This window comes from Methylobacterium sp. CCH5-D2, from assembly GCF_001556475.1.
Lineage (GTDB): Bacteria > Pseudomonadota > Alphaproteobacteria > Rhizobiales > Beijerinckiaceae > Methylobacterium > Methylobacterium hispanicum.
Genome location: NZ_LSIX01000411.1, coordinates 1 through 8,628 on the forward strand (window position 1 = coordinate 1; position 8,628 = coordinate 8,628).

The window sequence follows — 8,628 nt, forward strand, 5'->3', positions numbered from 1 at the left end:
CGCCCCAGACCGGATGCCCGGTGATCGAGGATCCGCTCAAGGACCGGCCCGCGCCCGGCATCGGCGCGTGCATGACGCTTCCCTCGTCCGCGAAGAAGCCGCCGAAGCAGAAGCCCAACACGCCGGCGAACCAGATCGATCAGAGCGTCACGCTCGAGCCCGGCACCTATTGCGGCGGCCTGCAGATCACCAATAACGCGGTCGTGACGCTGCGGCCTGGGATCTACGTGATGAAGGATGGCCCCCTGATCGTGGACAAGTCCGCGACGATGACCGGCAGGGACGTGGCCTTCTACTTCACCGGGAACACGAGCGGGCTCGTCTTCGACAAGAAGACGACCATCAGCCTCACGGCGCCGACCACCGGCACGATGGCCGGCCTCCTGATGATGGAGGAGCGTGCGGTCGAGACACCCCTCGATCCGAGCGACGTGGTGGATGTCGATTACGGCGACACCATCGCGCCGACACCGCCGCCGCTCGGCCAGAGCAAGGCGATGCGGACCTACCGCATCATCAGCGACAACGCCCGCACCATGCTGGGCACGATCTACCTGCCGGCCGGGCGCGTGGTGATCGATGCGAAGCGCCCGGTGGCGGACCAATCCGCCTACACGGTCGTGGTGGCCCAGCAGGTCAACCTCTACGAGGGACCGAACCTCTACCTGAACGCCAACTACGACCAGACGAGTGTGCCGGTGCCCAAGGGCGTCGGGCCGATCTCGGGCAAGCTCCTGCTGTCGCAGTAGGCGCGGCCCGGCGCAGGTCCCGGCCCGGATCCTCGAGCGCACGGAGCGCGTACTCCGCGGGCCGGGAATCGCCGGAGCGGGGTTCCTGCGCCGGTCCGCCGCAAGAGTATTTATTTTGCTGTACGATCCGGGATCGGTTTCATCCGCCCGGTCGTTGATAGGGAGTTGCGGGTCGGCCGGCCCTGGGCCCGAGGGGAGCGTTCCATGATGCCCCAGACGTTCTTCCGGGTGACACTGGAAACGCAAGACGGCCGACGCGTCCTGCACGCGCCGGCCGAGCGCGAGGCCGCCCTCATGGCCGAGTCGGTGATGCGCCGCTACGAGGGAGAGACCCTCAGGGTGGGGTTCAGCATCGATTGCGCGGACCGCGAGGCGAGCCACCGCATCGCCTTCTACCTGACCGACCTGGCCCTCGAACTCGCGCTCGCCTGAGCGCCACGCGCGGGCGCCCCGGCGCCGGCTCGCCGATCGAGGTCGCGCCGGCCGTTCGGCCGCCTGCCCCGGACGACGGCCTGTCGGGCATGCGCCGGAGCGAGGCCGGGCTGACCTCGCAGCCGTCGATCTCGCGGACCACGGGCGGGCCTCCCGCCCCGAGCGCCGCATGCGGTCGAATACGGCAGCGTCGCATGCAACGTTTTCGCGCCGTCGCGACTTTCGTCCCGGTTTCTCTGAACGGATCGGAAGCACACCATGCTGGTACGCATCGTGACGTCTGTTGCACTTCTGGCGGGCGTGGCGAACGCCGCCCTGGCAGCGCCGATGTCCGCGGACGACAAGGCGCTCCTCCAGCAGCAATGCATGGGGGATTTCACGACGTTCTGCGGGGACATGCCGCCCGAGGACGGCCCGGAGACGCAGGCCTGCTTCGAGAAGAACCTGTCGAAGCTCTCACCCGGATGCCAGAACGCCATCCAGAGCTACAAGCAGGGCCGGAAGGGCTGAACGTCGGCGGCGGGGGCCGTGGCGGAACCGGAGGGCGGGCCCGGCACCGGAATTCGCCCTCTGCCCGCACCTCGGCAGGACGTTTGCCCCGAGTCGCACCGCCCGCGGAGATCGACCCTATTTCGCCGCGGGCTTGCGGAGGCGATGGACCTGCCAGGTCAGCATCATGCTCGCCGCCATCAGGGCGGCGTGCAGGAGGTGGAGGAGAAGCGCCCCGTCTTGCATCGGCTCGATCCCGCGGACCTGGCCGTGCCAGGATTGCGGGGTCTCTGGCAACAACCGGGCCAACGGCTCCGCCGCGGCGGCGCGCCCTCGCTCGAACCGGCGCGCGCGGCTAGGCCGGAACCGATTCCGCGGGTGCCACCGCCCTGGCCGAGAGGAGACGCGTCAGGGTCGCGAGCAGGTCGGTCTGGGTGATGATCCCGAGGACCCGCCGGTCGCCGTCGACGACGACCACCGCGTGCGTGCGGCCGTCCGTGAGCGAGGGGGCCAGCGAGACCACCGGCTCGTCCGGCCCGGTCGTCCGGGCCTCCGACATCACCTGCGCGATGCCGACATCGCCGTGCAGCGTCAGCTCGCGCAGGCCGAGCGTGCCCGCGAGCCGGCCGGCCCGGTCCACGACGGGCAGCGTGCGGATGTTGTGGGCGATCAGGAGTTCGCGCGCCCGCTCCGCACGCCCATCCAGCCCCACCGTCACCACGTCGCGCGACATCACCTCGCCGCAGGTGAGATCGCCCTGCGTCCGCACGAGCGCGCGAAGTTCGACCTGACGCAGAAGCCGGTCGATGTCGGCGCGGTCGATGTCCAGCGTCTCGTGCAGTTCGAGCAGGGCGGCGTCCACGTCCTCCGGCCGGAAGCCGACCCGCAGGGGCGCGGGCAGGTCCGCCGTCCCGTGGGTGTTGACCGGCGCCGCGACGGGAGCGTGCGGGTAGTTGCGGCGCGACACCTTGTGGAAGGCGACGCCGAGCGCGACCAGGATGACCGAGTTCACGCAGACCGGGAACAGCGGGAACAGGAAGCCCGCGGAGGTGACGGCCGGGCCGCCAATCAGCGCCGTCAGCGCGGCCGCGCCGCCGGGCGGGTGCAGGGAGCGGGTGAGCGACATCGCCGCGATGGCCAGCGAGACGCCGACGCCGATGGCGATGACCGGGTCCGGGATGAAGTGGGCGGCAAGCACCCCCATGAAGGCCGAGATCGTGTTGCCGCCGATGATCGACCAGGGCTGCGCGAGGGGACTGGCCGGCACGGCGAACAGCAGCACGGCCGAGGCGCCCATCGGGGCGACGATGAGCGGGATGTGGGGTCCCTGGCCGAAGACCAGACCGCAGATCAGGCCGGTCAGCGTGATGCCCACCAGCGCCCCCAGGCAGGCGACGAGCCGCTCTCTCAGGGTCGCCCCGGCCAGGATCGGTCTGAACAAGCGAAACCCGGACGCGGTGCCGGCCTCTCCGGTGCTGACCGTCTTGGACATCCGCGCGCGTCCCTCGCTCGCCGTCACCGATGCCGGAGCTGCCCGTTCCGCGGGCAGACGCTCGGACGGTCGGCACGGCATTCTGGTATACCAGAGTCCGGTTTACGGACGGCGGTCGAAATTGCAACCTGGAAAGGCAGGATGCCTGCTATCGAGGCATTCCTCGAGGCAGTCATCAAGGCAATGCGGGCGCCGACAGGACGGGCAGGTCCGGCCCAGCGTCCCGCCCGCCATTCGTTGAGATCGCGGTCGCGGCGGACTATGGATGCCGCCATGGAACTCCGAGCTTCGACCGAGCGACCCCCGGCGCCCTTCGCCCACAAACCGCCGCCGACCGGCAGGGCGGCGCCGTTCCTGCCGATGAGCCGCGCCGAGATGGCGGCACTCGGGTGGGACGCCTGCGACGTCGTCCTGGTCACGGGCGACGCCTACGTGGATCATCCCAGCTTCGGCATGGCGATCATCGGCCGGCTGCTCGAATCGCAGGGGTTCAGGGTCGGCATCATCGCGCAGCCCGACTGGCAGTCGGCCGAGCCGTTCCGGGCGCTCGGCAAGCCCAGGCTCTTCTTCGGCGTCACCGGCGGCAACCTCGACTCGATGGTGAACCGCTACACGGCGGACCGCCGGCTGCGCCACGACGACGCCTACACGGCCGGCGGCGAAGGCGGACGGCGTCCGGACCGCTGCACCATCGTCTACACGCAGCGCTGCCGCGAGGCCTACAAGGACGTGCCGATCGTGCTCGGCGGCATCGAGGCGTCGCTGCGCCGCATCGCCCACTACGATTACTGGTCCGACAAGGTGCGCCGCTCGATCCTGGCGGACGCCAAGGCCGACCTGCTGATCTACGGCAACGCCGAGCGCGCCGTGGTCGAGGTGGCGAACCGCCTCGCGGCCGGCGAGGCGCCGCAGGAGATCGACTCCGTCCGGGGCGTCGCCCTGTTCCGCCGCGTGCCCGGCCACTACACCGAGCTGCCCGCCGACGACCTCGATTCGGCCGACGAGGCCGCGGCCCGCCGGCCCGGCGACACCGTGATCCGGCTCCCCGCCTACGACGAGGTCAAGGACGACAAGGAGGCCTATGCCCGCGCCTCGCGCGTGCTGCACCGGGAAGCCAACCCCGGCAACGCGCGCCCGCTCGTCCAGCGCCACGGCGACCGCGACCTGTGGCTGAACCCGCCGCCGATCCCGCTCTCCAGCGACGAGATGGACGCGGTCTACGACCTGCCCTACGCCCGCGCGCCGCACCCGTCCTACGGCGACGCGAAGATCCCCGCCTGGGACATGATCAAGTTCTCGGTCACGATCATGCGCGGCTGCTTCGGCGGCTGCACCTTCTGCTCCATCACCGAGCACGAGGGCCGGGTCATCCAGAACCGCTCGGAGGGCTCGATCCTGCGCGAGATCGAGCGGATCCGCGACAAGACGCCGGGCTTCACGGGCGTGATCTCGGATGTCGGGGGGCCGACCGCGAACATGTACCGGATGGCCTGCAAGGACCCGAAGATCGAGGCGGCCTGCCGGTTGCCGTCCTGCGTCTTCCCGGACATCTGCCCGAACCTGAACACCTCGCACGACGACCTGATCCGGCTCTACCGCAAGGTGCGCGAGGTGAAGGGCGTCAAGAAGGTGATGGTGGCCTCGGGCGTGCGCTACGACCTCGCGGTCCGGAGTCCCGAATACGTCAAGGAGCTCGTGACCCATCACGTCGGCGGCCGCCTCAAGATCGCGCCCGAGCACACCGAGCGCGGGCCCCTCGACAAGATGATGAAGCCGGGGATCGGCACCTACGACCGCTTCAAGGAGATGTTCGACGCCGCCGCGAAGGAAGCGGGCAAGAAGTACTACCTGATCCCGTACTTCATCGCCGCCCATCCGGGCACGACCGACGAGGACATGATGCACCTCGCGCTCTGGCTCAAGAAGAACGACTACCGGGCCGACCAGGTCCAGACGTTCCTGCCCTCGCCCATGGCCACCGCCACGGCGATGTATCACACCGAGATCAACCCGCTGCGGGGCGTGCGGCGCGGCGGAGCCGAGCCGGTCGAGGCGATCAAGGGCCTGCGGCAGCGGCGCCTCCACAAGGCGTTCCTGCGCTACCACGACCCCGAGAACTGGCCCCTGCTTCGCGAGGCGCTGCGGGAGATGGGCCGCGCGGACCTGATCGGGCCGAGGCCGGACCAGCTGGTCCCGTTCTCGCAGCCGCCGGGAACGGGCGCGGGCGCGGGCAAGGCGGGCGGACCGCAACGGCCCGTGCGCCGCGCGGGTGGCGGGCCGCGCTTCACCACGAAGGGCGTGCCGCTGAGGAAGTGACGGCCTCGCGCGCCTGATCTCGGGGACGCTCCGGCGCCTCCCGCGGCAGGACGCGCGATCCGGGTCGTCCGTCGAGACCGTCAGCCAGATCCCCCGCCATGCTCGTCCTCATCGCCGCCGTCTTCGGCATCGCCGGCTTCGTGAAGGGCGTGATCGGCCTCGGTCTGCCCACCGTCTCGATGGGCCTGCTCGCGGTGGCGATGACTCCGCTGCAGGCCCTGACCATCGTCATCGTGCCCGCCATCGTCACCAACCTCTGGCAGACCTTCGCCGGCCCGTACCTGCCCGGCATCCTGCGCAGGCTGTGGCCGCTGCTCCTCGGCACGGGCTTCGCGATCTGGGGCGCGGGCGCGCTGATGGCGGGTCCCTACGCGCGCTACGCCACGATCGTGCTCGGGTTCCTCCTGGTGGTCTACGCCTGGCTCGGGCTGACGCGCCTGCAGTTCCGGACGCCACCCCGGAACGAGAAATGGGTCGGGGGCGTCGTCGGCCTCCTCACGGGCGTGATCTCGGCCGCCACGGGCATCCAGGTGATCCCGTCGATGCCCTACCTGCAGTCAATCGGGTTGGAGAAGGACGAGCTGGTGCAGGCGCTCGGCGTGTTCTTCACGGTGGCGACCCTGGCGCAGGCGTTCAACCTCACGAGCGTGGGCCTCCTCGACGCCTCGACGGCCCTGCCCGGACTCGTCGCCATGGGAACGGCCTTCGCGGGGATGTTCGCGGGCCAGGCGGTCCGCCAGCGGATGGACCCGGAGGGGTTCCGACGGTGGTTCCTGATCGCGATGCTCGTGCTCGGCCTCTACCTGACGGCCAGCACGATCGTGTCGCTGTAAGGCCGCGCCGGGTCGGGTTCACCCGCGGGGCCGCACCTCAACGGCGCGTCCCGGAGGCCGTCGCGTCGTCCGGCGGGCGCCCGGGCCCGGCATACATCAGGGTCGCCGCATCACCGCAGGCCCGCCACACCGGCAGGGACCCTTCCCGGACGAACATTGCGAACGCCTCGCTCACCCGCCCTTCGTCGAAGGTCTGCACGCCCGCGACGGCGCGGCCCACGATGCAGGCTCCCTCCGGTGCCCCGGCGACCGGCGGCCGGCTATCCATCGAGAACATCACCCCGGACCGATCCGGCCTCAGCGCGTCCGGCAAGCTGTCGATCCTGCGCCAGAGGCAGTGCCACCGGGCACAGGCGTCCGGCCGCTGCGCGTAGATACCGCAGGCCGCGCCGGTATTGTGCCCGCACAGGATGCCCGCGGGTTTGCCGAGGGCTTCGATTTCCAGGATGCTGCAGCACGCGGTGCACGGGCCGCATCCGCGCCCAGGCGCAAGGGTGCCGCCGGTTCGACGGGACGGCACGCGGCCGCGCTCACCCAACGGGCCGGGCCTGCCGCACGACCGCGACCTTGGTCTGCTCGATCATGCCCACGACGGCCATGTCGAAGGCGCGCTGATCGTTCGTCATGTCGGGCACGCGGTAGCCCGTCAGCGCAACCTGCAGGTCATCCAGGGCGGCCGCGCGCGCTTCCGCTCCCTTCTGGCACAGCGCGTAGTGGAGCAGCAGATCCTGTGCCGCGCCGAGATCCTCGCGCTTCCCGGCTCGGATGAAGGAGCGGAGGTCGCGGGCGCATTCGTCTCTGGAAATCATTCGGTACCATGGCACATGCGCGGCCGTGGCCCAAGCGGATGGCCGGCGGCGCGGGCCGATGGCGCGGGCCGATGGCGCCGTCACAGGAGCGTCGCGAGCGTCAGAAGCCCGGCAAAGAACAGGCCCGAGGAGGCGAGCACGCCCGCGATCTCGCGATGCTCGCGGATGAGGGAGCGGGAAGCAGCGATCATGGTCGACCGGATCGCGCCCGATTGGGTCGGGCTTGGGCTGAAAGCTTGACGCTTCGAAGGCAGGCGGGCCCGTCCACAGCGTCCGAGGCGGACCAGCGCCCCCGCACCGGCGGTCGCGGCCGTCCGCGCGGCGATCCCGCGTCAGGCGTTCCGATCCGGATCTAGCTGCGGCGCGGCCGCGGACGCTGCGCTGCAGCATTTTGCAAAGTCACCAAACCGATATAACAATCATTCCAACGCGGCTGCCATGTGGTATACCAAAGGCCGACCGCCGTCCGTGCGACCGATCCGGACCCTCATGTGCGGCTCGAACGAGTTTGAGTGAACGAGCAGGCCTGAGCATGAACGCCGAGCACGATGCAGCCTTCTGGGCGGACGCCGTCGCCGAGGCGTATGCGGCGGCCGCCAAGCCGCCGCTCACCCGGGACCTCGTCGATCAGGTCCGCGCGACCCTGCTCGAGGCTCTCGTCGAGCCTCTCGAGCCGGGGTTGCGGGATGACGCGCGGGCCGGCAAGGCAGACCGGTTGAACGCCGCCCTCGACGGCTTCGAGATCGAGCTTCGGGCGGTCGTCGGCCCCCGCATCGCGTCGCTGGACGAGACGAGCGGCGCGGTCGTCATGGAGCACCGGTCCGAGGCCGGGCAGCCGCTGCGCGCCTTCGGCGGGCAGTAGCCGCCCCACCTCAACCGTCCGTCTCAACAGCTGGAAATCAGATCGCATCATGAGTGAGGCTCCGGGGACTGTCAGGCAATTCGCGCATCCCGGCCGGGGCCGGGAGCGGGCGAGGCCGGTGCCGAAGGGGCGGCAGGTCGAGCCGCGCGCGAAGGTGGAGATCGAGGCGCTGCTCGGCGACCGCCCGCGCCAGCGCGACCTCCTGATCGAGCACCTGCACCTGATCCAGGACACCTACGGCCAGATCAGCGCCGCCCATCTGGCGGCTCTGGCCGACGAGATGCGCCTCGCCTTCGCGGAGGTGTTCGAGACCGCAACGTTCTACGCGCATTTCGACGTGGTGAAGGAGGGCGAGGCCGCCATCCCCCGGCTCACGGTTCGGGTCTGCGACAGCATCACCTGCGCGATGTTCGGCGCCGAGAAGCTCCTGGAGACCCTGCAGGCGGAACTCGGCGGCGACGTGCGCGTCGTGCGCGCGCCCTGCGTCGGGCTCTGCGACCACGCGCCCGCCGTCGAGGTGGGGCACAACTTCCTGCACCGCGCCGACGTGGCGGCCGTGAAGGCGGCGGTGGAGGCGCAGGACACGCACGCCCACATCCCGGCCTACACCGATTACGACGCCTACCGGGCCGAGGGCGGCTACGCC

General features: G+C 70.6%; 10 protein-coding genes and 1 pseudogene. 7 read left to right on the forward strand and 4 right to left on the reverse strand.

The features are described from left to right. The 3 genes and pseudogenes from AX737_RS10535 to AX737_RS10545 form a co-directional block, all read left to right on the forward strand. Nucleotides 1–749: pseudogene (locus tag AX737_RS10535) on the forward strand (hypothetical protein); the annotation flags it as partial. A 204-nt stretch (nt 750–953) separates the two neighbouring features. Then, the gene (locus tag AX737_RS10540; protein WP_066921142.1) at nt 954–1,181 is read left to right on the forward strand and encodes a hypothetical protein; all 228 of its coding nucleotides are present in this window, start codon (nt 954–956) and stop codon (nt 1,179–1,181) included. A 258-nt stretch (nt 1,182–1,439) separates the two neighbouring features. Further along, nucleotides 1,440–1,691 carry a hypothetical protein gene (locus AX737_RS10545; RefSeq protein ID WP_066921144.1) on the forward strand — a complete coding sequence of 84 codons (252 nt, stop codon included), beginning with the start codon at nt 1,440–1,442 and terminating at the stop codon, nt 1,689–1,691. A 117-nt stretch (nt 1,692–1,808) separates the two neighbouring features. Here AX737_RS10545 and AX737_RS33125 read toward each other — a convergent pair whose 3' ends face one another. After that, nucleotides 1,809–1,970: a hypothetical protein gene (locus tag AX737_RS33125; RefSeq protein WP_156453640.1), complete on the reverse strand. Its 162-nt coding sequence runs from the start codon at nt 1,968–1,970 to the stop codon at nt 1,809–1,811. 55 nt (nt 1,971–2,025) lie between these two features. After that, on the reverse strand, nt 2,026–3,162 hold the full coding sequence (locus tag AX737_RS10550) for an HPP family protein (protein WP_066921146.1): 1,137 nt from the start codon (nt 3,160–3,162) through the stop codon (nt 2,026–2,028). A gap of 360 nt (nt 3,163–3,522) precedes the next feature. On the opposite strand from AX737_RS10550, the gene AX737_RS10555 reads away from it, so the two are divergent. Continuing rightward, a complete protein-coding gene (locus tag AX737_RS10555; RefSeq protein WP_238230332.1) occupies nt 3,523–5,478 on the forward strand; it encodes a YgiQ family radical SAM protein in 1,956 nt (651 codons plus the stop codon). A 98-nt stretch (nt 5,479–5,576) separates the two neighbouring features. Then, on the forward strand, nt 5,577–6,311 hold the full coding sequence (locus AX737_RS10560; protein ID WP_066921150.1) for a sulfite exporter TauE/SafE family protein: 735 nt from the start codon (nt 5,577–5,579) through the stop codon (nt 6,309–6,311). 37 nt (nt 6,312–6,348) lie between these two features. On the opposite strand, the gene AX737_RS10565 is transcribed toward AX737_RS10560, so the two are convergent. Continuing rightward, on the reverse strand, nt 6,349–6,849 hold the full coding sequence (locus AX737_RS10565; RefSeq protein ID WP_238230283.1) for a hypothetical protein: 501 nt from the start codon (nt 6,847–6,849) through the stop codon (nt 6,349–6,351). Continuing rightward, nucleotides 6,842–7,120, reverse strand: coding sequence for a hypothetical protein (locus AX737_RS10570; RefSeq protein ID WP_066921152.1), 279 nt, complete (start codon nt 7,118–7,120; stop codon nt 6,842–6,844). Before AX737_RS10570 ends, AX737_RS10565 begins: the two co-directional genes overlap by 8 nt. Before the next feature lie 532 nt (nt 7,121–7,652). Between AX737_RS10570 and AX737_RS10575 the strand changes: the two genes are divergently transcribed. After that, a complete protein-coding gene (locus AX737_RS10575) occupies nt 7,653–7,982 on the forward strand; it encodes a hypothetical protein (RefSeq protein WP_066921155.1) in 330 nt (109 codons plus the stop codon). A 49-nt stretch (nt 7,983–8,031) separates the two neighbouring features. Further along, nucleotides 8,032–8,628: NAD(P)H-dependent oxidoreductase subunit E (locus AX737_RS10580; protein WP_197430531.1), on the forward strand; the 597-nt coding region annotated here is incomplete at its 3' end.

What these genes read in the sequence shown, in the direction of transcription:
- AX737_RS10540 (WP_066921142.1), top strand. Translation starts at nt 954, where the DNA reads ATGATGCCCCAGACGTTCTTCCGGGTGACACTGGAAACGCAAGACGGC.
- AX737_RS10545 (WP_066921144.1), top strand. Translation starts at nt 1,440, where the DNA reads ATGCTGGTACGCATCGTGACGTCTGTTGCACTTCTGGCGGGCGTGGCG.
- AX737_RS10550 (WP_066921146.1), bottom strand. Translation starts at nt 3,162, where the DNA reads ATGTCCAAGACGGTCAGCACCGGAGAGGCCGGCACCGCGTCCGGGTTT.
- AX737_RS10555 (WP_238230332.1), top strand. Translation starts at nt 3,523, where the DNA reads ATGAGCCGCGCCGAGATGGCGGCACTCGGGTGGGACGCCTGCGACGTC.
- AX737_RS10560 (WP_066921150.1), top strand. Translation starts at nt 5,577, where the DNA reads ATGCTCGTCCTCATCGCCGCCGTCTTCGGCATCGCCGGCTTCGTGAAG.
- AX737_RS10570 (WP_066921152.1), bottom strand. Translation starts at nt 7,120, where the DNA reads ATGATTTCCAGAGACGAATGCGCCCGCGACCTCCGCTCCTTCATCCGA.
- AX737_RS10575 (WP_066921155.1), top strand. Translation starts at nt 7,653, where the DNA reads ATGAACGCCGAGCACGATGCAGCCTTCTGGGCGGACGCCGTCGCCGAG.